Annotated in this window: 23 protein-coding genes and 1 tRNA gene; 11 read left to right on the top strand and 13 right to left on the bottom strand. The window is 72.6% G+C overall.

Going from position 1 to position 20844, the window contains the following annotated elements; genetic code table 11:
• Window positions 1-85: 85 nt before the first annotated feature.
• The 9 genes from CP980_RS17450 to CP980_RS17490 all read left to right on the top strand — a co-directional run bounded on the left by CP980_RS17450 (window position 86) and on the right by CP980_RS17490 (window position 9464).
• The gene (locus CP980_RS17450) at window positions 86-520 is read left to right on the top strand and encodes an Lrp/AsnC family transcriptional regulator (protein WP_132761393.1); all 435 of its coding nucleotides are present in this window, start codon (window positions 86-88) and stop codon (window positions 518-520) included.
• A complete protein-coding gene (locus CP980_RS17455) occupies window positions 517-1398 on the top strand; it encodes a DUF2797 domain-containing protein (RefSeq protein ID WP_150528565.1) in 882 nt (293 codons plus the stop codon). The genes CP980_RS17450 and CP980_RS17455 overlap by 4 nt, the downstream gene beginning before the upstream one ends.
• A 115-nt stretch (window positions 1399-1513) precedes the next feature.
• A complete protein-coding gene (locus tag CP980_RS17460; protein WP_167535847.1) occupies window positions 1514-1852 on the top strand; it encodes an antibiotic biosynthesis monooxygenase family protein in 339 nt (112 codons plus the stop codon).
• Window positions 1836-2714 (top strand): amidohydrolase family protein, encoded by an 879-nt coding sequence (locus tag CP980_RS17465; RefSeq protein WP_132761396.1) that lies wholly within the window; start codon window positions 1836-1838, stop codon window positions 2712-2714. The genes CP980_RS17460 and CP980_RS17465 overlap by 17 nt, the downstream gene beginning before the upstream one ends.
• An 88-nt stretch (window positions 2715-2802) precedes the next feature.
• Complete coding sequence (locus tag CP980_RS17470; RefSeq protein WP_048476651.1) at window positions 2803-3570, top strand: response regulator transcription factor; 768 nt, start codon at window positions 2803-2805, stop codon at window positions 3568-3570.
• A gap of 59 nt (window positions 3571-3629) precedes the next feature.
• Window positions 3630-5195: a sensor histidine kinase gene (locus tag CP980_RS17475; RefSeq protein WP_150528567.1), complete on the top strand. Its 1566-nt coding sequence runs from the start codon at window positions 3630-3632 to the stop codon at window positions 5193-5195.
• 25 nt (window positions 5196-5220) lie between these two features.
• Window positions 5221-6489, top strand: coding sequence for a bifunctional glycosyltransferase family 2/GtrA family protein (locus tag CP980_RS17480; protein WP_123513672.1), 1269 nt, complete (start codon window positions 5221-5223; stop codon window positions 6487-6489).
• Complete coding sequence (locus CP980_RS17485; RefSeq protein WP_150528568.1) at window positions 6486-8717, top strand: ArnT family glycosyltransferase; 2232 nt, start codon at window positions 6486-6488, stop codon at window positions 8715-8717. Before CP980_RS17480 ends, CP980_RS17485 begins: the two co-directional genes overlap by 4 nt.
• 90 nt (window positions 8718-8807) lie before the next feature.
• Window positions 8808-9464, top strand: coding sequence for a TetR/AcrR family transcriptional regulator (locus CP980_RS17490; RefSeq protein WP_150528569.1), 657 nt, complete (start codon window positions 8808-8810; stop codon window positions 9462-9464).
• A 79-nt stretch (window positions 9465-9543) separates the two neighbouring features.
• Here CP980_RS17490 and CP980_RS17495 read toward each other — a convergent pair whose 3' ends face one another.
• Both CP980_RS17495 and CP980_RS17500 read right to left on the bottom strand, forming a co-directional pair.
• Entirely contained in the window at window positions 9544-11124 is a 1581-nt protein-coding gene (locus CP980_RS17495) for an MDR family MFS transporter (RefSeq protein WP_483028308.1), read from the bottom strand.
• Window positions 11125-11233: 109 nt separating this feature from the next.
• Complete coding sequence (locus tag CP980_RS17500) at window positions 11234-11626, bottom strand: MarR family winged helix-turn-helix transcriptional regulator (RefSeq protein WP_229907426.1); 393 nt, start codon at window positions 11624-11626, stop codon at window positions 11234-11236.
• Window positions 11627-11893: 267 nt separating this feature from the next.
• Here CP980_RS17500 and CP980_RS17505 point away from each other — a divergent pair, with 267 nt between their 5' ends.
• Complete coding sequence (locus CP980_RS17505) at window positions 11894-12127, top strand: hypothetical protein (protein WP_099890897.1); 234 nt, start codon at window positions 11894-11896, stop codon at window positions 12125-12127.
• A gap of 142 nt (window positions 12128-12269) precedes the next feature.
• On the opposite strand, the gene CP980_RS36380 is transcribed toward CP980_RS17505, so the two are convergent.
• From CP980_RS36380 to CP980_RS17555, 10 genes are all read right to left on the bottom strand, one after another.
• Window positions 12270-12962 carry a hypothetical protein gene (locus CP980_RS36380; protein ID WP_268257479.1) on the bottom strand — a complete coding sequence of 231 codons (693 nt, stop codon included), beginning with the start codon at window positions 12960-12962 and terminating at the stop codon, window positions 12270-12272.
• Between the two features lie 75 nt (window positions 12963-13037).
• Complete coding sequence (locus CP980_RS17515) at window positions 13038-13895, bottom strand: RNA polymerase sigma factor SigF (RefSeq protein WP_099890899.1); 858 nt, start codon at window positions 13893-13895, stop codon at window positions 13038-13040.
• A gap of 219 nt (window positions 13896-14114) precedes the next feature.
• Window positions 14115-15092 carry an RNA polymerase sigma factor SigF gene (locus tag CP980_RS17520; RefSeq protein ID WP_132761405.1) on the bottom strand — a complete coding sequence of 326 codons (978 nt, stop codon included), beginning with the start codon at window positions 15090-15092 and terminating at the stop codon, window positions 14115-14117.
• 219 nt (window positions 15093-15311) lie between these two features.
• On the bottom strand, window positions 15312-15473 hold the full coding sequence (locus CP980_RS17525) for a hypothetical protein (RefSeq protein ID WP_165937499.1): 162 nt from the start codon (window positions 15471-15473) through the stop codon (window positions 15312-15314).
• Window positions 15474-15851: 378 nt separating this feature from the next.
• Entirely contained in the window at window positions 15852-16139 is a 288-nt protein-coding gene (locus tag CP980_RS17530) for a hypothetical protein (RefSeq protein ID WP_099890903.1), read from the bottom strand.
• A gap of 175 nt (window positions 16140-16314) precedes the next feature.
• Window positions 16315-16399, bottom strand: a tRNA-Ser gene (locus CP980_RS17535).
• 78 nt (window positions 16400-16477) lie between these two features.
• Window positions 16478-16969 (bottom strand): tRNA adenosine(34) deaminase TadA, encoded by a 492-nt coding sequence (gene tadA, locus CP980_RS17540; protein WP_132761407.1) that lies wholly within the window; start codon window positions 16967-16969, stop codon window positions 16478-16480.
• Window positions 16969-17520 carry a tRNA adenosine deaminase-associated protein gene (locus CP980_RS17545; protein WP_150528572.1) on the bottom strand — a complete coding sequence of 184 codons (552 nt, stop codon included), beginning with the start codon at window positions 17518-17520 and terminating at the stop codon, window positions 16969-16971. The genes tadA and CP980_RS17545 overlap by 1 nt, the downstream gene beginning before the upstream one ends.
• A 277-nt stretch (window positions 17521-17797) precedes the next feature.
• Complete coding sequence (locus tag CP980_RS17550) at window positions 17798-17992, bottom strand: hypothetical protein (protein WP_132761409.1); 195 nt, start codon at window positions 17990-17992, stop codon at window positions 17798-17800.
• Window positions 17993-18144: 152 nt separating this feature from the next.
• The gene (locus CP980_RS17555) at window positions 18145-19092 is read right to left on the bottom strand and encodes a universal stress protein (protein WP_150528573.1); all 948 of its coding nucleotides are present in this window, start codon (window positions 19090-19092) and stop codon (window positions 18145-18147) included.
• Window positions 19093-19328: 236 nt separating this feature from the next.
• Between CP980_RS17555 and upp the strand changes: the two genes are divergently transcribed.
• Window positions 19329-19964: a uracil phosphoribosyltransferase gene (gene upp, locus CP980_RS17560; RefSeq protein ID WP_030160225.1), complete on the top strand. Its 636-nt coding sequence runs from the start codon at window positions 19329-19331 to the stop codon at window positions 19962-19964.
• Between the two features lie 145 nt (window positions 19965-20109).
• Here upp and CP980_RS17565 read toward each other — a convergent pair whose 3' ends face one another.
• The gene (locus tag CP980_RS17565) at window positions 20110-20772 is read right to left on the bottom strand and encodes a LytR C-terminal domain-containing protein (RefSeq protein ID WP_099890914.1); all 663 of its coding nucleotides are present in this window, start codon (window positions 20770-20772) and stop codon (window positions 20110-20112) included.
• Window positions 20773-20844 lie beyond the last annotated feature (72 nt).

Genomic DNA, 20844 nt, shown 5'->3' on the forward strand with positions numbered 1-20844 from the left:
TTTGAATGTGGTTCGGCATTCTGGTGGGATCGCAAGATCCTGTACTGTCGACGCCAGGATTTCAGGGGAAGTGGAGGGAGATCGCGTGGACGACATCGACCGGGCGCTCGTCCGGCGCCTGCAGCAGGACGCGGGCCAGTCGTACGCCGCCCTCGGCGCTGCCGTGGGGCTCTCCGCCGGAGCCACCCACGAGCGGGTGCGCAAGCTGCGCGAGCGCGGGGTCATCCGGCGCACGACGGTCGAGGTGGACCCCGCGGCCGTCGGGAGCGGGGTGCTCGCGTATGTGATGGTCGACTCCAACGCCTGGATGGGGGACTCGAAGGAGGCCTTCGAGGCGATCGCCGAGATCCAGGAGGCGCACGTCATCGCGGGCAGCGCCTCGGTCCTGGTGAAGGTGCGCACGGCCACGACCGCACAGCTCCAGGACGTCCTGCGGCGCCTCTACGCCGTCGAGGGCGTCAGCGGTACGCACGCCACCGTCGTGCTGGACACCTTCTTCGAGCGCCCGCTCCCGCTGTGACCTGGCGGTGCACCGGCATCCGGTGGAACGACGGCCTCCCCGCCATCGGGTGGTGCGCCGAGGGTCGCGGTGAGCGCAGCAGCCCGCTCGTGTACGGGCAGCGGCTGGCCTTCGCGGCCCTCGGGGAGCGCCACTGCCTCGGTGTGCGGCGGGCCGGGAAGCGGACCCCGTGCCCCACGGCCGCCACCGTTCCCGGCCGGGCCGGGAACGCCCAGTGCCCCGAATGCGCCCGCCTGGACCGGTCGTTCTCGGTGGCCGCCGACACCAACGCCGCCGATCCGCGCACCTATCGCGTCTACCTGGCCTGGTTCGGGCCCGAGATGGTCAAGGTCGGCATCACCGCCGAGGAGCGCGGCCCGGCCCGGCTGCTGGAGCAGGGAGCGGTGACCTGGACCTGGCTCGGGCGGGGGCCGCTGATGGCCACCCGCCGCACCGAGGAGCTGCTGCGGGCCGCGCTCGGTGTGCCGGACCGGATCGCGTACGCCCGCAAGCGCGCCGTACGGGGCCACCTGCCGGCGGCCGCCGACCGGGCCCGGGAGGTCGGGGAGCTGCACGCCCGGGCCGCGGCCCTGCCGGGGTGGCCGGAGTCGCTGGAGCGGCTGGAGTGCGAAATCGCCGATCATGCCGGGCCGTTCGGGCTGGACGGGCTGCCCGCCCCCGCGCGGGTGCTCACCGCGATGGTCCCCGGCGGGGCCGTCGTGGGCCGGCTCGCCGGCGCGGCCGGTCCCGATCTGCATCTCGCCGACGGCCTCGTGGTGGACAGCCGGCTGCTCGCGGGCTGGGAGCTGGTCGCCCCCGACGCCGACGCCACGACCGCCGTGCCGGTCGCCGAACTGCCGCCGCTCGCCGCTCCCGGCGGGCAGGACGGGCTGTTCTGAGCAGCGGGTCCGGGCCGGCGCCGACGGGCGTCCAAGGTCAAAACTTGGATCCCTTTGGGCTCCCGGGCCCCGTTCCTGTGGACACGCCCGGGGGACGCTGCGGAAGGTGGTGGGCATGAGCATCCAGCCCGTACCCGCCTTCGAACCGCCGTACGTGATGGCGGTCTTCAGCAACGTCCGCACCCCTGACGACGCCGGATATCCGGAAGTCCTCGACCGGATGAACGAGATCGTGCACGCGAATCCGGGCTTCCTCGGCTACGAGTCCGCCCGCACGCCCGGAGGCCTCGGCATCACCGTCGCCTATTTCCGCGATCACGAGTCCCTCGCCGAGTGGCGGCAGGACCTGGAGCACCAGGCGGCCATGAAGAAGGGCCGCGCCGACTGGTACGAGAGCTACACCCTGCACGTCGCGACCGTCGAACGGAGCCACGGCTTTGCCCGCAACGGCTGACGCCGTCCGCGCCTTCCGGGAGCGGCTCGGACTGCCCGGACTGGTCGACGTCCACACGCACTTCATGCCCGAGCGGGTCCTGGCCAAGGTGTGGGACTACTTCGACGCCTTCGGACCGCTGAACGGCGTCGAGTGGCCCATCACCTACCGGCACGAGGAGGAGCACCGGGTCGCTCTCCTGCGGGAGTTCGGGGTCCGGGCCTTCACCTCCATGCTCTACCCGCACAAGCCGGCGATGGCCGCCTGGCTCAACTCCTGGTCCGCCGGCTTCGCCGACCGGACCCCCGACTGCCTGCACACCGCGACCTTCTTCCCGGAGGACGGGGCCGGGGCGTACGTCCGGCAGGCCGTGGAGGCCGGGGCCCGGGTCTTCAAGGCGCACCTCCAGGTCGGCGGGTACGACCCGAACGACGGCCTCCTCGACCCCGTCTGGGGACTGCTCGCCGAGGCGGGCATCCCGACGGTGATCCACTGCGGGTCGGGGCCGGTCCCCGCCAAGCACACCGGACCCGAGCCGATCGCCCGGCTGCTGGCCCGCCACCCCCGGCTCCCCTTGATCGTCGCGCACATGGGGATGCCCGAGTACGCCGACTTCCTGGACCTCGCCGACCGGTACGCCGCGGTGCGCCTGGACACCACCATGGCCTTCACCGACTTCTCCGAGCGGTTCCGCGGTTTCCCGGACACCGAGCGCGGACGGCTCGCGGACCTCGGCGACCGGATCCTGCTCGGCACCGATTTCCCGAACATCCCGTACCCGTACGAACACCAGCTGGAGGCCCTGGAACGGCTCGGCCTCGGCGACGACTGGCTGCGCGCGGTCTGCCACGACAACGGGGCCCGGCTGTTCCGCCTGGTCTGAGGCGGTGCACCGGGGGCGCAGCGGGTTTCTCAGGGAATTCACAGGTAGGGACAAGAACGCTCTCAGAGGCCGCGGCCAGCGTGGTCGCATGACTGCGACGACCACCGCCCACGCGTCCACGTCCACCAGCAACCCGACGGCCCTCGTCCGGCCGGACGGCGGCCCCTGCCGGGTGCTCGTCGTCGACGACGAGGCCTCGCTCTCCGAGCTGCTCTCCATGGCCCTGCGCTACGAGGGCTGCGAAGTCCGCAGCGCGGGTGACGGGGCCGGCGCGGTGCGGGCCGCGCGGGAGTTCCGTCCCGACGTCGTGGTCCTCGACATCATGCTGCCCGACATGGACGGACTCGCCGTCCTCGGACAGCTGCGCCGGGAGATCCCGCAGCTCCCCGTGCTGTTCCTGACCGCGAAGGACTCCGTCGAGGACCGCATCGCGGGCCTGACGGCGGGCGGCGACGACTACGTCACCAAGCCCTTCAGTCTGGAGGAGGTCGTGGCCCGGCTGCGCGGCCTCGTCCGCCGCTCGGGCGCGGCGCAGGCCGCGCGCGGGGGCTCCGTCCTGGCCGTCGGTGATCTGCGCCTCGACGAGGACAGCCACGAGGTGTCCCGGGGCGGCCGGGAGATCCACCTGACCGCCACGGAGTTCGAGCTGCTGCGCTACCTGATGCGCAACCCGCGGCGCGTGCTGAGCAAGGCGCAGATCCTGGACCGGGTGTGGTCGTACGACTTCGGCGGTCAGGCGAACGTCGTCGAGCTGTACATCTCCTACCTGCGGCGCAAGCTGGAGAGCGGCCCCGGCTACCCGCCGATGATCCACACCCGGCGCGGCGCCGGCTACCTGATCAAGCCGGCCGAGTAGTGGCCCGCCGCCCCCCACGGCCGCTGCGCGCGTTCCGCCCGCCCCGCCTCTTCCGCCCGGTGCGCTCCTGGTCCCTGCGGGCCCGCCTCGTCGTATCGGCGGTGGCGCTGATCGCCGTGGTGGGCACGGCCATCGGCGCCGTCACCACCCTCGCGCTGCGCTCGTACCTGGTCGACAAGCTCGACGACCAGCTGAGGGTCTCCGTGGAGATGGGCACCCGCAAGCCCCTCGGGGAGAAGGCCGTGCGCGACAAGGACGACAAGTTCGTCTTGGCCCCCGGCTCCCCCCTGGGTGCCGCCGGGATCCGTCTCCTCGCCGACGGGACCGTCGCCAGCACGGCCCGCAGCGCCGCCCTCGGCGGCCCGGGGTACGACCACATCCAGCGCCTGACCGAGGCCCAGACCCAGGCCCTGGCGAAGGCCGCCCGCAAGGCAGCCGGTCAGGGCATGCCCGGCGCCGTGAACCTGGACCTGCCCGACCTCGGGGCGTACCGGGTGCTCACCGCTCCTGACGGGAGCCTCGTCCTCGGCTTCCCGCTCGCCGAGGTCGACTCCACCGTCAGCACGCTGATCGCCGTGGAGGTCTTCGTCACCCTCGCCGGGCTGATCGCGGCCTCCCTCGCCGGACAGGCCCTGGTCGGAGTCGCCCTGCGCCCGCTGCGCCGGGTGGCGGCCACCGCCACCCGGGTCTCCGAACTCCCCCTGCACAGCGGCGAACCCGCCCTCCACGAGCGGGTCCCGGATGCCGAGGCCGACCCCCGTACCGAGGTCGGCCAGGTCGGCGCCGCCCTCAACCGGATGCTGGGGCACGTCTCCTCCGCCCTCACGGCCCGCCAGCAGAGCGAGACCCGGGTCCGCCAGTTCGTCGCGGACGCCAGCCACGAGCTGCGCACACCGCTCGCCTCCATCCGCGGATACGCCGAACTCACCCGCCGGGGACGGGAGGAACCGGGCCCGGACACCCGTCATGCCCTGGGCCGCATCGAGTCCGAGGCGACCCGGATGACCGGCCTCGTCGAGGACCTGCTGCTCCTCGCCCGGCTCGACGCCGGCCGCCCCCTCAGCTCCGACGACACCGACCTCGCCCCGCTCGTCGTCGACGCCGTCAGCGACGCCCGGGCCGCCGGACCCGAGCACCACTGGCGCCTTGAGCTCCCCGACGAGCCCGCGCCCATCCGTGCCGACCCGGCCCGGATCCAACAGGTCCTGGTCAACCTGCTCGCCAACGCCCGTACGCACACCCCGCCCGGCACCACGGTCACGGCCCATGTTTCACGTGAAACATCCCCATCCGCCGTCCGGCTGAGGATCGAGGACGACGGGCCCGGTATCCCGCCCGCCCTGCTCCCCCACGTCTTCGAACGGTTCGCCCGCGGCGACGCCTCCCGTTCCCGGGCCGCGGGCTCCACCGGCCTGGGACTGGCCATCGTCGAGGCCGTCGTGACGGCGCACGGCGGACGGGTGGACGTACAGAGCGAGCCGGGGCGCACCTGCTTCGAGGTCCTCCTCCCCCTGGCCCCCGACCAGCCCCCGAGGAACGGCTCCCGGCCGGGCTCCGGAACGGACTCCCGGATCGACGCCCGGGCGGACTCACAGACGGGGCACAGGCTCACCACACAGCGGTGACAGCCCGCCCGGAGAAGGTCGGTACATGCGAACCGACACCTCCTCCGGCGCCCTTCCGGCCCGGGCGCACCTCGCGCCCGTGCCCGGCGAGCCCGTACTCGACGTGGTGATCCCGGTCTTCAACGAGGAGAAGGACCTCGGCCCCTGCGTGCGCCGGCTCCACGACCACCTCACCCGCACGTTTCCGTACCCGTTCCGCATCACGATCGCCGACAACGCGAGCACCGACCGCACCCCCGAGGTCGCGGCCGACCTCGCGGCAGCGGTCGACGGCGTACGCAGCACCCGGCTGGAGGAGAAGGGCCGCGGCCGCGCGCTGCGGACGGTCTGGTCCGACTCCGAGGCACCCGTCCTCGCGTACATGGACGTGGACCTGTCCACCGACCTCAACGCGCTGCTCCCGCTGGTCGCCCCGCTCATCTCCGGGCACTCCGACCTCGCGATCGGCACCCGCCTCGCCCGCTCCTCGCGCGTGGTGCGCGGCGCCAAGCGGGAGTTCGTCTCCCGCGCCTACAACCTGCTCCTGCGCTCCTCCCTCGCCGCCCGCTTCAGCGACGCACAGTGCGGGTTCAAGGCCATCCGGCGGGAGGTCGCGGAGCGGCTGCTGCCACTGGTGGAGGACTCGGGCTGGTTCTTCGACACCGAACTGCTGGTCCTCGCCGAGCGGGCCGGGCTGCGGATCCACGAGGTGCCCGTGGACTGGGTCGACGACCCGGACTCCACCGTCCACATCGTCAGCACCGCCACCGAGGACCTCAAGGGCATGTGGCGGGTGGGCCGGGCCCTGGCCGTCGGCGCGCTGCCCCTCGACCGGCTCGCCCGCCCCTTCGGCGACGACCCGCGCGACCGCAGCGCCCTGCCCGGGGTGCCGCGCGGACTCGCCCGCCAGCTCCTGGGCTTCTGCGCCGTCGGGGTGCTCTCCACGCTGGCCTACCTCGCCCTGTACTCCCTCTTCCGGCTCGGCGCCGGACCACAGCTCGCCAACGCGGCCGCCCTGTTGGTCTCCGCCGTCGCCAACACCGCCGCCAACCGCCGGCTGACCTTCGGGGTCCGCGGCCGCGACCGGGCCGTACGCCACCAGGCCCAGGGCCTCGTCGTGTTCGGCGTCGGACTGGCCCTGACCAGCGGATCCCTGGCCGCCCTCGGCGCGGCCACCTCCACCCCCTCCCACAGCACCGAACTGGCCGTACTGATCACGGCCAACCTCGCCGCGACCGTGCTGAGGTTCCTGCTCTTCCGCGCCTGGGTCTTCCCCGAGCGGCGCGCCACTCCCGCGAAGGACGACAACCGATGACCACGGCCGTACCACCCATGGACTCCCCGTTCCCCGAACGGGCCCCGACCGCACCGGCAGAGCCGACAGCCCCGACCGCACCGGGCCACGCGGCCGGTACCGCGACCGCCGGCCGCCCCCGCTGGGAGCGGCCCGCCTACGTGGCGCTCTTGCTGGCCACCGCCGTCCTGCTGCTGTGGAACCTGGGCGCCTCCGGCTATGCGAACTCCTTCTACTCCGCGGCCGTCCAGGCGGGCAGCGAGAGCTGGAAGGCCTTCTTCTTCGGCTCCTCCGACGCCGGCAACTCCATCACCGTCGACAAGCCCCCGGCCGCCCTGTGGCCCATGGCCCTGTCCGTCCGGCTGTTCGGGCTCGGCGGCTGGCAGATCCTCGTCCCGCAGGCCCTGATGGGCGTCGGCACCACCGCCGTGCTCCACGCCGCCGTCCGCCGCCACTTCGGGCCGGCGGCCGCGCTGATCAGCGGCACGGTCTTCGCGCTCACCCCGGTCGCCGCGCTGATGTTCCGCTTCAACAACCCGGACGCGTTGCTCACCCTGCTGCTGACCGTCACCGTCTACTGCGTCCTGCGCGCCCTCGACGGCGCCCACACCAAGTGGCTCGTCTGGGCCGGCGTCGCGGTCGGCTTCGCCTTCCTGACCAAGACCCTCCAGGCCTTCGTCATCCTGCCGCCACTCGCCCTCGTCTACGCGGTCTGCGCGCCGACCCGGCTGCGCCGCCGGCTCGGCCAGCTGTTGCTCGCCGGAGCCGCCATGGTGGTGGCCGGCGGCTGGTGGGTGGTGATCGTGGAGCTCTGGCCCGCGTCCTCCCGCCCGTACATCGGAGGCTCGCAGAACAACTCCTTCCTGGAACTCACCCTCGGCTACAACGGCCTCGGCCGGATTAACGGCAACGAGACCGGCAGCGTCGGCGGTGGAGCCCGCCCCGGCGGAGGCGGCGGGGGCGGTGGCTGGGGAGAGACCGGCATCGACCGGCTCTTCTCGGCCAACATCGGCGGGCAGATCTCCTGGCTGCTCCCGGCGGCCCTGGTCATGCTCGTGACCGGACTCGTGATCACCTGGAGGGCCCGCCGGGCCGCCGACTCCCTGGAGGGAATGGCACGGGCGGCGTTCCTGGTGTGGGGCGGCGCCCTGCTGATCACGGCGCTCGTCTTCAGTTACATGCAGGGCATCTTCCACGAGTACTACACCGTGGCGCTGGCCCCGTTCGTGGCCGCGCTGGTCGGCATGGGCGTGGCCATGCTCTGGGAGGAGCGGGGCAGCAAGGCCGCCGCGCTCACCCTGTCCGCCACCCTGGCCCTGACCGCCTGGTGGTCGTACGTCCTGCTCGGCCGCTCGGCCGGGTACCTGCCGTGGCTGCGCTGGACCGTGCTCGTGGCCGGTCTCGTCTCCGCCGCCGGGCTGCTGGTCGGTGCCCGGTTCGGTCGGCGGTTCGCGCTGGGCGCGGCGGGGCTGGGGATGGCGGCGGCGCTGGCCGGTCCGCTCGCGTACTGCCTGACGACGGTGGACTCCACCCGCGGCGGATCGATCGTGACGGCCGGGCCGGCGGTCTCGGGCGGCCGGGGCGGCATGGGCATGGGCATGCGCTTCGGCGGCGGTGAACTCCCGCCCGGCGCCTTCCCGCAGGGGATGCCGCAGGGCGGCCCGCAGCAGGGCCAGCCGGGCGGCGGTGCGCAGGGCGGGCCCCGGCAGTTCCCCCGAGGCCAGGGCGCGGCGGCCGGCCAGGGCTTCCCGGGCGGCCGGGGGGCCCTCGGCGGGCGCGGCGCGGAGAACTTCGCGGGCGGCCCGGGCGGCGGCGGTATGGGCGGCCTGCTGGGCGGTACGAAGGTCGGTACGGAGGCCACGGCGGCCCTGCGCAAGGACGCGGGGAAGTACACCTGGGCGGCAGCCGCCGTCGGCGCGCAGAACGCGGCGAGCTACCAGCTGGCCTCGGGCGAGCCGGTCATGCCGATCGGCGGGTTCAACGGGAGCGATCCCTCCCCGACGCTGGCGCAGTTCCAGGAGTACGTACGCTCCGGCAAGATCCACTACTTCATCGGCGAGGGCGCCCGCGTCGGCGGCGAGGGGCAGGCCGGGCAGGCCGGGCGCGGCGGCCCGGGGGCCGGCCCGAGTGGCGGCACCAGCAGTGCCATCACGAGCTGGATCCAGGCCAACTACCGGTCCACCACGGTCGGTGGAGCCACCTTCTACGACCTGACCGCCCCCCTGAACGGCACGTCCGCCCCGTCCTGAACCTGCCGAAACGCGGGAGGCACCCTCTAGCATCAAGTGGGCGGACCGGGCATTCCGGGCTGATCCAGCTGTCGTGAGGAGGGTGCCTCCATGGTGACCGCGGCCGATCCCGGCGAGACCCGGACCAGCGTGTGGTTGTCCCCCGGACACGGCGCACCCGCCAAGCGCCGCAGCGAGGCGCCCTCCGGCCTCGACCGTGACCGGATCACCGGCGCCACCGTCCGGCTGCTCGACACCGAGGGGCTGGCCCGGTTCTCGATGCGGAGGCTGGCGGCCGGGCTCGGGGTCACCGCGATGTCCCTGTACTGGTACGTCGACACCAAGCACGATCTGCTCGAACTCGCCCTGGACCGGGCCCTCGGCGAGCTTCCGCTGCCCCGCAGCGCCCCAGCCGCCGCCGATCCGCCCGTCCCCGCCGCCCCGCCCGCGGAAGGCTGGTCCGGCCGGCTTCGGTCGCTGGCCTGCGGGTACCGGCGGCTGCTGGCGGAGCACCCGTGGGTGGCCCCCCTGACCGCCGCGTACCCCAACATCGGCCCGCACGCCCGCGCCTTCGACTCCGCCCTCCAGCGGCTGCTCGACGCCACCGGCCTCGCGGGAGCCTGCCGGACCGGCGCTCACCTGGCCGTGTCGCAGTTCCTGCACGGCTGCGGGGGCGCGGCCCGGCGGACCTCCGAGGGGGACTTCGCCCTCGCGCTCGACGTCCTGATCGCGGGCATCGAGGCGAAGGCCGCCCGCCCGGGGGCATAGGAAACCCCCGCCGGGCGCCGCCCCGCCCTGTCACACAGGGGAGGGGGCCCGACGGGGGTGCGCGAACCGCTCGGTGCCGCTACTCCGCAGCAGCGGCGGAGGCGGCGGCCGGTGCCGTGGCCGGTGCCGGGGCCGCCGAAGCGGCCGGGGCGTGGGCGGCCGGCTTGGACTTCAGCGCGACCTCCTTGATGAACAGCACCAGGACGAGCCCGAGCAGCGCGAACGGGGCCGCGTAGAGGAAGACGTCGCCGACGCCGTGCCCGTAAGCGGACTCGATGACCGTGCGGAACGGCGCGGGCAGCTTGTCGAGATCGGGGATCCCGCCGCCGGCGGTGCCGCCGTGGCCCATCGCGGCGGCCTTCGGGCCGAGTTCGGCCAGCCCGTCCTTGACGTAGTGGGTGACCCGGTTGGCCATGACCGCGCCGAGCGCCGAGACGCCCATGGCGCCGCCGAGCGAGCGGAAGAAGGTGACGACGGAGCTCGCGGAGCCCAGGTCCTCGGGGGCGACCTGGTTCTGCGTGGCCAGGACGAGGTTCTGCATCATCATGCCGAGACCGAGGCCGGTCAGCGCCATGTAGATGGCGATGTGCCAGTACGGGGTGTCGTAGCGCAGGGTTCCCAGGAGCCCGAGGCCGGCCGTCAGGAGGACGCCGCCGGAGACGAGCCAGGCCTTCCACTTACCGGTCTTGGTGATCACCTGACCGGAAACGGTGGAGGAGACGAAGAGTCCGCCGATCATCGGAATCGTGAGGATTCCGGACATCGTGGGGGACTCGCCGCGGGCCAGCTGGAAGAACTGGCTGAAAAACACCGTGCCCGAGAACATCGCGATGCCGACGAACAGCGAGGCCGCCGAGGCGAGGGAGATGGTCTTGTTGCGGAACAGGCGCAGCGGGATGATCGGGTCGCTCGCCTTGGACTCGACGAGGAGGAAGAGCAGTCCGAGGACGACGGCGCCGCCGGTCATGGCCGCGGTGGTCCAGGAGATCCAGTCGTACGAGTCGCCGGCCTGCGTGACCCAGATCAGGAGCAGGGACACGGCCCCGCTGATCAGGAAGGCGCCGAGCCAGTCGACCTTGACGTCGCGGCGGACGACCGGGAGGTGCAGGGTCCGCTGGAGGACGATCAGGGCGATGACCGCGAACGGCACGCCGACGTAGAAGCACCAGCGCCAGCCGAGCCACGAGGTGTCGGTGATGACACCGCCGAGCAGCGGGCCGCCGACGGTGGCGACGGCGAAGACCGCGCCGAGGTAGCCGCTGTACCGGCCGCGCTCGCGCGGGGAGATCATCGCGGCCATGACGATCTGGGCGAGGGCGGAGAGGCCGCCGACGCCGATGCCCTGGACGACGCGGCAGGCGATGAGCATGCCGGTGTTCTGGGACAGGCCCGCGACCACGGAGCCGAGGACGTAGATCACCAGGGATATCTGGACCAGCAGCTTCTTGCTGAAGAGGTCGGACAGCTTGCCCCAGAGCGGGGTCGCGGCCGTCATCGAGAGCAGGGCGGCGGTGACGACCCAGGTGTACGAGGACTGCGTGCCGCCGAGATCGCTGATGATCTGGGGCAGGGCGTTGGAGACGATCGTGGACGACAGGATCGCCACGAACATGCCCAGCATCAGGCCGGACAGCGCCTTCATGATCTGCGCGTGGGTCATGGGGGCGGGGGAACCGGAGCCGGGGGTGGACGCGGGGTCGGACGTTGTCTCCGACCGGCTGCCTCCCTGCACACCGGTGGGTGCGGTGGTCGCCATGGGGTTCCTTTGTCTAGAAGCTCGATCGGAGCCGGGTCAGCAAGGTGTTGAGTACGTCGATGTCGTGCGGGGACCAGTCGGCCAAGGCCTTTTCCAGCGCGCCGGTGTAGCGGGCGCCCACCTCGGCGAGGAGGGCGTGGCCGGCCGGGGTGAGCCGCAGGATGCGGCAGCGGCCGTCGCCGGGGTCGATGTCGCGGGTGATCCACCCGCGGTCGGCGACGTAGGCGACGTGGCGGCTGGTCACCGAGATGTCGATGGCCATGAGGTCGGCGAGGCGGCTGAGCCGGACCTCGCCGTGGCGGTCGAGCAGGGTGAGGACGGCGGCGGAGCCGGGCGGGCAGTCCGGGGGGAGCAGGCGGGCCAGGTCGCGCTTGACCGCGCCGATGCCGGTGAGCTGGCGGGCCAGCTCTTCGTAGCGGGTGGTGGGGGCGTGCGGCGCGGGTGGCGTCTGTGGTGCCGGTGCCGGTGCATGTGATGCAGGTGCCGGTGCCGCTCCTCGTGCCTGTGGCGCTTGCAGCGTCTGGGCTTCCGTGGCCATGGGGCTCCCCCCTCTCTTTCCTCGTCCTGGATGTTGTTGCTTAGGGCAACCATAGAAGCGATTGGTTGCTACAGGCAAATGAATAGGGGGGTGGGGGCGGTAAAGGAATCGGAAAACCCGCTAGGGTCCTGAGGCATGGCTGCGAACCACAACTCACAGGGACCCGAGGGCAACTACGACCCCGCGGGCAGCACTCAGATGTTCCGGGCGTTCGTCGAGGAGGCCGCGCCGGCCGGGCCGGGGCCGGTGGCTCCGGGGTCCCGCCGGCGCCAGGCGGCACAGGGCTCGGGGTCGAAGACCGGGCTGTGGCTGGGGGTGGGGGTCGCCGCCCTGGTGCTGATCGGGCTGGTGGCCTGGCTGGCCCTGTAGCCGCGGCGAGGGCCGACGGGGCCGGGAGGGCTGGCAAGGCCGGCAAGCCGGGAAAGCCCGACGAAGCCGGGACGGCCGGGGAAGCCGGTGCGGCCGTGAGCGGCGGGGAGGCCTGGACGGCCGCGAGGGGGCGGCGCCGTCCTCAGGTCCAGGTCGCCGTGGCCTTCCGGGTCTCCACGTGCATCCCCAGGGGGACCCGCCAGGATTCGACGCAGACCGTGTAGGTCTGCGCCTTCGTCGTGCCGCCGGGGATGGGGGCCGGGAGGGGCTGGGCCGTCGTGATCGTGGCCCAGTCGACGCCCAGCGCGCCGATGATGTGCGTCGAGAACGTGACCGTGCCCGAAGCGGCCGCCTTCGTCCCCGTGTTGGTGAACGCCACCGTGACCTTCTCGCACCACCGGTCCGCCGCCGGGGCGCGGGTCGGCGGGCCCAGGGTCAGGTTCGCCGGCGTGCTCGGGGGAGCGGTCCCCGGGGTCGGGACCGGGGCGGGCGGCTTCGAGGTGGTCGGGGGCTGCGCCGGCGGGGGCTGGGGCGACTGGGCGGTCCCGGGCTGGGTGGCCGGGGATCCGCCCTGGGCGGAGGGCGCGGCACTCCTCGGGGCCGGGGTACCGGACGACGTACTGCCTGTCGAGGCCGCGGGGGCGGGGCCGTCGCCCAGTGGCCGCAGCTCCACCGGGGACTGCGGCGGTACGTTGTCGCCCGCCCGGCGTTCCGGGCCCGGGGCCACGGCGCCCGCGGCGGCGTAGCCGTCACGTGCCGGGCCGCCGCACCCCGTCAGGCATGCGGCGGCCAGAGAGCAGCACAGGGTCGTCAGGGTGAGCGTTCGGCGGTCCACTCGCATCGCCGTAGTTTCGCTGACCCTGCGTCAGGTGGGAACCCTCGCGGCCGCGAGGGTTCGCCGCTGCCGCGGCTACTCGCCGATCAGGCCCACGCGCAGCTGCGCCAGCGTGCGCGTCAGCAGCCGGGAGACGTGCATCTGGGAGATGCCGACCTCCTCGCCGATCTGCGACTGCGTCATGTTCGCGAAGAACCGCAGCATGATGATCTGCCGTTCCCGGGGCGGGAGTTTGGCGAGCAGCGGCTTGAGCGACTCGCGGTACTCGACGCCCTCCAGCGCGGTGTCCTCGTACCCGAGGCGGTCCGCGAGCGAGCCCTCGCCGCCCTCGTCCTCGGGGGAGGGCGAGTCGAGCGAGGAGGCGGTGTACGCGTTGCCCACGGCGAGGCCGTCGACGACGTCCTCCTCCGACACCCCGAGTACGGCGGCCAGTTCCGGCACCGTCGGCGAGCGGTCGAGCTTCTGGGCGAGCTCGTCGCTGGCCTTGGTGAGGGCGAGGCGCAGCTCCTGGAGGCGGCGCGGGACGCGCACGGACCAGGAAGTGTCCCTAAAGAATCGTTTGATCTCTCCCACGACGGTCGGCATCGCGAACGTCGGGAACTCCACGCCGCGTTCGCAGTCGAACCGGTCGATCGCCTTGATCAGGCCGATCGTGCCGACCTGGACGATGTCCTCCATCGGCTCGTTGCGGCTGCGGAAGCGCGCGGCCGCGTACCGCACCAGCGGCAGGTTCAGCTCGATCAGGGTGTCGCGTACGTACGCCCGTTCGGGGCTGTCCGCGTCCAGGGCGGCGAGTCGCTGGAAGAGGGAGCGGGAGAGGGTGCGGGTGTCGATGGCTTCCGAGCGGACAGGCGCTGCAGGCAGTGCAGGCGCTGCCGGTGCCTCGCTCTTGACGAGCGTGAGCACCTTGGAGCTGCCCTGGTCTACGGACATGCCACCCCCTTGAGGTCGCGGACGGTCGCGTACGGCGCGCCCGTCGGAGGAACGCAGCCTCCACCTGAATACCGGAGGCGGGGCTGCGGCAAACGCGGTTCCAGCAGAATGTCACATGTCGGCAACGCGCTGTAGCGCCAAGTCGACATATATCTCCAGCGACAGAGCGGAATGAGCCCATTCCGTGGGAAACGGCGGAGCGACCTCCACCCGTTCCAGCTACGCCTCGATCCTGTTTGCGGACCGGAGCCGGGCGAAGCTGCGCGCGAGCAGTCGCGAAACGTGCATCTGGGACACCCCGAGCTCCGCGCTGATCTGGGACTGCGTCAGATTGTTGTAGTACCGCAGCAGCAGGATCCTTTGTTCACGTTCGGGCAGCTGTACGAGGAGGTGCCGTACGAGGTCGCGGTGCTCGACCCCGGCCAGCTCCGGATCCTCGTAGCCGAGGCGGTCCAGCAGCCCCGGGAGCCCGTCGCCCTCCTGGGCGGCCTCCAGCGAGGTGGCGTGGTACGAGCGCCCCGCCTCGATGCAGGACAGCACCTCGTCCTCAGTGATCCGCAGCCGCTCGGCGATCTCGGGGGTGGTGGGCGTGCGCCCGTGCAGGGTGGTGAGGTCCTCGGTGGCCGCGTTCACCTGGACCCACAGCTCGTGGAGCCGGCGCGGCACGTGGACGGTGCGGACGTTGTCGCGGAAGTACCGCTTGATCTCGCCCACGACGGTCGGCATGGCGAACGTCGGGAACTGCACGCCGCGGTCGGGGTCGAACCGGTCGATCGCGTTGATGAGGCCGATGGTGCCGACCTGGACCACGTCCTCCATCGGCTCGTTGCGGCTGCGGAAGCGGGCGGCCGCGTACCGCACCAGCGGCAGGTTCGCCTCGATGAGGGCCCCGCGCACCCGGTGGTGCTCGCTCGTACCCGGCTGAAGGCCCTTCAGCTGCCCGAACAGGACCTGGGTGAGCGCCCGGGTGTCCGCGCCCCGGCTCTGCGGTCTCGGGGGCGCCGGTGGCTCCGCAGGGGGGTCCTGCTGGGGCGGGACCTGGGAGTCGTGGGGCGAGGGCGAGGGTGAGGGCGACGACGAGTCCGGGGAGGGGCCCTGGGTGGCGCTCTGGGGGGCGGGGCCTTGCGGGGAATGCGGGGAGGAGTCCTGCGGGGGCTCCTGCTGGGGTGGCACCTGAGGCGCAGTACTGGCCGGCACGGTCACGCCACCCCTTCATGTCAACTCATCCGTCAAAAGCGGTCATAGCATCACAAGACATGTGCACTGTGTGCAAGCACCGTATATCGCCGTGTTGAGGGCAAGTTGGGCATAATGGGGTGTTTTGGGCAAGGTAATGACGAGGGTGCGGGAACGTAAAAGCCCCCCACCCGTCGGAGTGGGGGGCCGGTCGGTCGAAAGGCCGCGTCAGCGTACGGGTCAGCGCACCAATTCGGTCATGAACGCGCCGATGCCGTGAGCGGCGTCCGATATGCCCTGGAAGCCGATTTTGACGATGTCGGCAGCCTTGACCGGCTGGGTGATGATCACGAAGAGCACGAATACGACGAGCCCACTCATGATCATCTTCTTGGTGTCCATCAGCGGTGTCGGCCTCCCCAACCGGTACTGCCAAGTCGGGTGAGTCTAACCGTTCGTCTTCGGACACTCACCAGGCCTTTATGGACCAATGACCCGGCGGTCCGGGCCCTTTGCCGCGGCGGGGGAAGGTGGGGGTGGCGCAGTATTGAAGACGAGCCCACCGGTTCTGGCAGGAAATCGGTGGGTGAGGGACAGGACCTCACTGCGGGGTCCGAGCCGCAAGCTTCCCCCTGACTGCGGCCCGGACTGGCAGGTTCCGTCCTCGTCGGGGGAAGTGGCTTGTCCCCCCGATGCCACTTCCCCCGCCCGTACGTCGAAGGCCCCGACCCCGGTCGGGGCCTTCTTCGGGTTCCGCGGCCCGCAGCTACCGCCTGTTGGTTACTGGATGGCGCCGAGCAGACCCAGGACGGGCTCCACGGGGGCGACGACGGGCATCAGGTCGTTCGGCAGCTCCGTCAGCCGGCCGAGCTTGTCCAGCTCGTTGAGCTTCCCGCCGATCTCCTGGACGGAGCCGGGCGTGGCCCCCTGCGGCATGCCCGGGGCGGCCTGCGGCAGGTCCGGGAGGGTGATCGGGGCCGGGGCGGCGGCGGAGGCGGCGGGAGCGGCGAGGCCCGCGGCGGCCCCCGCGAGGGCGAAGGCGGCGAGCATGCGCTGGGTCTTGGTCATGCCGTGACAACGGCCGAGCGGGGCGCGCGGTCACGCGGACGTCATCCGTAAAGACGCGAAGGGCGCGCCGGTACGCGTAGGGCGCGCCGGTACGCGGCGGTGGGCCCGTGTGCGGCGGTGGGCCCGGAAAACGCCGAGAGCCCCGTCCCTTGCGGGGCGGGGCTCTCGAACGAAGCGGTAGTGGAGGGATTTGAACCCCCGATGGGTTGCCCCATACTCGCTTTCGAGGCGAGCTCCTTCGGCCACTCGGACACACTACCGAGATGGATCCTAGCCTAAGGATCGGCATCAAATGAAATCGGTGCCGCCGAGCCCCCTCAGCGCCCCTCAGCGCCCCCTCAGCGGTCGCGGAAGAAGTCCGTCAGCTGCCGCGCGCACTCCTGCGCGAGCACGCCGCGGATCACCTCCGGACGGTGGTTGAGCCTGCGGTCCCGTACGAGGTCCCAGAGCGACCCCGCGGCACCCGCCTTCTCGTCGTCGGCGCCGTAGACCACCCGGGCCACCCGCGACTGCACGAGCGCGCCCGCGCACATCACGCACGGCTCCAGGGTCACCACGAGGGTGCACCCCGGAAGCCGCCATTCCCCGAGCCGGGCGGCCGCCCGGCGCAGCGCCAGCACCTCGGCGTGCGCCGTGGGGTCGCCGGTGGCCTCGCGCTCGTTGTACCCGGAGGCGAGGAGCTCCCCGTCCGGGCCCAGCACGAGGGCGCCGACCGGCACGTCGCCGGCCGGCACCGCCCGGGCGGCCTCCGCGAGCGCGAGGCGCATGGAGTCCCGCCACGGGTCCCGTACGGGATCGGGGCCGTGCGCGGGGTGGTGCGTGGTGATCACTAGCGGACGGCCTCCAGCACCTCGGTGGCGCCGAGGGACTCGGCGATCTCCGAGAGGGCGTCCCCGTCGAGGGTCATCAGTTGTTTGTTGCTGACGCCGAGGTCGTCCAGCAGCCGGGGGTCGCCGAGCGGACCGGTGGGTACCGGTTCCGCGCTGGGCGAGTCCTCCTCGTCCTCGTCCTCGTCGTCGGCATCGGTGAACGCGGCGATCGTGTCCTCCTCGCCGTCCTCGGTGCCGTCCAGGTCCAGTTCGTCGAGTTCGTCGTCCTCCTCGTCGCTGCCCAGCAGCTCGTCGGTCAGCATCGAGCCGTAGGAGCTGCGGGAGGCGGCCGAGGCGTTCGACACGAAGTACCGCGGGTCCTCCTCGCCGTCCACGCGGACGACGCCGAACCAGGCGTCCTCCTGCTCGATGAGGGCGACCACCGTGTCGTCGTCGACAGCGGCGGCACGGGCGAGATCGATCAGATCACTGAGGGACTCGACGTCGTCGAGTTCCATGTCGCTCGCTTCCCACCCGTCTTCGGTGCGCGCGAGCAGTGCGGCGAAATACACCGTGACTCTCCCACTGGTCATAGGCGTGCCGGTTGGAGGTCCCCCCGGCCGGAGGTGGGGAGGGTTGGAACGGCTGTCCTGCTCGCCGTTTCGTGCCCCGCCCAATCGGCATCGTGGCAGAAAGCGCGGCTTTGCGAGAGGTCTTCGGCGCTTGCGTCGTCCCGTGCCGTGCGCTCAGCGGGCTGTACGGGGGCTGTACGGGGGCCGCCGGGGCGCCCTGCGGCGGCCTCGCGGGGGTCCCGCGATCCCGCCCCGGCCCTCGGCGCGGCGCCCCGGGTCACCAGCGGAACGTACGCATGCGCATCTGCTGGCGCATACGGGCGGCGCGGGCGCGGCGGGGCTGGACGCGGTCGCGCAGGGCCCGCGCCTCCATCAGGTCGCGCAGGAACTGCGCGCGGCGCGCTCTGCGCTGCGCCGGCGTCTCCGGCTGCTCAGGCGCGTCGTCGCTCCGGCTCGGCTGCGTCTCGGGCATCGGCCACCACCCCGGCTGGTCCGGTCGTCCTCCTCCGCCGACGCGAAGCAGACCCCCCGCACCCCACCTTCCCCCGGACCGGCGGATTGATGCCACCCTTTCTCGGCGCCTTCGCAGCTCAGGAGGGTGTCGGGAGCGTGTCGGGGGGCGTGTCAGGGGGCGTCTTCCCCGTCCGGCAGGGTCGGGACGACCGCCACGGGCCCGTGCGCGTGGTGCAGGACCGCGTGGGCCACCGAGCCGATCATCAGGGATCCCACGCTGCGCCGCGGGTGGTGGCGGCCCACCACCACCAGGTCCGCCGACCGGGAGGCCGTCACCAGCCGCTCCGCCGCGTCGCCCGGGACCGCCGCCTGTTCCACGGGCACCTGCGGCCAGCGGGCCCGGAACGGCGCCAGCCGCTCCGTCTGGGAGCGCAGCATCTCCCGCTCCGCCGGCACCGCGTTCCCGTCGTCGGCCAGCCCCTCCGGCGGGATCACCTGGAAGGGGGCGTCCACCACCATCACCGGAGCCGGCGGGATCGCGTACGCCGAGACCACCTGGACGGTGGTCCCCCGTGCGGCCGCTTCCGCGAAGGCGAAGGCCACCACGTCGTCCGCCGTCTCCGCGGCGTGCAGGCCGAGCACCACCCGCCCGCCGGACGGCCCGGACCCGGCCGCGGCGCTGCGCTCCGCGTGCGGGACCACCACCACCGGGCACACCGCCGAAGACGCCACGGCGCGGCTGTTCGACCCGAGCAGCAGGGCCGCGAAGCCGCCGCGCCCCCGGGAGCCCATCACCACCATCAGGGCCTGCTCCGCGGTGACCCGCAGGGCCTCCGGTACGGAGCCCTCCAGCGACTCGTACCGCACCTCGGCCGGCAGCTCGGCGGCTCCGGCGAGGACGTCCCGCACGTGCTCCCCGACGGGGTCGGGGTGCTCCTTCGGCTGCGAGGGGTCGGCGAGGGAGGAGCGGCGCGCCGCGTACAGCTGGACGCTGTCGGACAGTACGTGCGCGACCACGAGCGCGGTGCCGCGCCGCAGCGCCTCGGTCCGCGCCCATTCCAGCGCTCTGAGGCTGTGCTCGGACCCGTCGACCGCCGCGACCACCGGTGCGTTGCTCATCCGTCCAGCGTGCTGGGCGTCCGGGCGGGTCGCATCCGCACGGGATGCGCGGCGGATCCGGCACGCATCCGGCACGTATCCGGTACGCATCGGGCGCGCATCCGCGGGCGGCGGCGCGGGTTCGTACGCGCGGGGGTGCGCGCACCGCGTAGCCTTTTGACCGTGGGTCGCGAAAAGGTGCGGCCGTTTTTGCAGGTCGCAGGTCGAAACCCGGCAGCTGAGCCTTGGAGGATGTTGTGCGTTTGCAGGTCGTCGATCACCCCTTGGTGGCGCACAAACTGACCACCCTGCGCGACAAGCGCACCGACTCCCCCACCTTCCGTCGGCTCGCCGACGAGCTGGTGACCCTCCTCGCGTACGAGGCCACCCGCGACGTGCGCACCGAGCAGGCCGACATCGTCACCCCGGTCGGCCCGACCACCGGCGTGAAGCTCTCGCACCCGCGGCCGCTGGTCGTGCCGATCCTGCGCGCCGGTCTCGGCATGCTGGACGGCATGATGCGGCTGCTGCCGACCGCCGAGGTGGGCTTCATGGGCATGGTCCGCAACGAGGAGACCCTGGAGGCCTCCACGTACGCGACGCGCATGCCCGAGGACCTCTCCGGCCGTCAGGTGTACGTCGTCGACCCGATGCTGGCCACCGGCGGCACGCTCGTCGCGGCGATCCAGGAACTGATCAAGCGCGGCGCCGACGACGTCACCGCCGTGGTGCTGCTGGCCGCCCCCGAGGGCGTCGAGGTCATGGAGCGCGACCTCGCGGGCACCCCGGTGACGGTCGTGACCGCCGCGGTGGACGAGCGCCTCAACGAGCACGGCTACATCGTCCCGGGCCTGGGCGACGCGGGGGACCGCATGTACGGCTCGGCCGAGTAGGACCCGGCACCGGTACCAGCACCGGCACCGGCACGCGAGACGGCCGGCCACCGCTTCGGGGGTGGCCGGCCGTCTCGCGTTCGTCGGGTCGTCGGGGCGGGTCGTCGGGTCGGGAGGGCCGCCGGAGGGCCTGGTACCCGGCGGCTCAGCAGGTCTTGGCGGGCGCGGGCTGCGGATTGGCCAGCAGGTACAGCTCCTTGTCCGCCGCCTCCTTCGGACTGAGCTCCTTGAAGGCGTCGCCGAGGATCAGGTCGACGTCCGTGCCCTCGCGGGCGTCGGTCTGCTGCGTATCGCCTTCGAGCTGGGTGCCCAGGACGGCGAAGACCGCCTTGTCGGTCGTGGGCGAGCCGAGCAGTATCCCCGTGCCGGGGACCTTCTTGTCGAAGTCGGCGGGCGCGTTGCCGACCTTGCCGATGGTGAAGCCGCGTTTCTTCAGCTCGTCGCCGACCGCCTTGGCGAGCCCGGCGCGCGGGGTCGCGTTGTAGACGTTGACCGTGATCTCGCCGGGCTGGGGCAGGGCCGCGGCCGGTTTGGCCGCGGCGGGGCTGGCGGCCGCCGCGGCGCCCGCCCTGGGCTTCGGGGTCGCGCAGTCCTTGCCCGCGGCGCTCTGGTGTTTGCCGCTGCCGCCCTCACCTCGGAACACGTTCATGAGCTGCACGGATCCGTAGCCGAGCAGGGCCAGACCGAGGACTGCTCCGAGCACGGTGAGGACGATCCGGCGGCGCCGCCGCGGTCGGCTCATGCGGGGGTAGGCCGCTCCCGTGACGCGGTACTTTCCGCCCATGCCGGGGGGAGTGAGCATGCTCATGGGCGCAGCGTAGTACCGCCTGCCTGCGATGCCCACCAAATGATCTGTTGATAGGGCAAGACCGACCCGAAA

The organism is Streptomyces vinaceus, assembly GCF_008704935.1.
Taxonomy (GTDB): domain Bacteria; phylum Actinomycetota; class Actinomycetes; order Streptomycetales; family Streptomycetaceae; genus Streptomyces; species Streptomyces vinaceus.